This window comes from Priestia sp. SIMBA_032 (assembly GCF_046535215.1).
GTDB lineage: Bacteria > Bacillota > Bacilli > Bacillales > Bacillaceae_H > Priestia > Priestia aryabhattai.
In genome coordinates, this window is sequence record NZ_JAWRXD010001556.1 from 1 (window position 1) to 236 (window position 236).

Consider the following 236-nt stretch of genomic DNA (forward strand, 5'->3'; position numbering starts at 1 on the left):
GCCGGCGACCTTCATGCCCAGGAACTGGTCCGATCCGACGGGCATCACGGAGTCGACGCGCCCCTGAAGGCACTCGCCCTCGCGGGCCTCGCTGCGCTCGTCGACGTCTTCCGGGCGGATGCCCAGACGCACCAGTCGGCTGCCGTGCCCGGCGAGGCGCTGCGCCATGGCGTCCGGCAGGGTCAGGCGGATCCCCTCGGCCTCGAACAGCAACGCGTCGCCCGCGCTGCGTAGCG

The 236-nt window shown here is 73.3% G+C and carries 1 protein-coding gene; it reads right to left on the reverse strand.

Annotation, left to right across the window (positions count from 1 at the left end; translation table 11 throughout):
• The coding region (locus SB717_RS39510; protein WP_410908789.1) for a hypothetical protein at window positions 1-236 on the reverse strand (236 nt) is incomplete at both ends.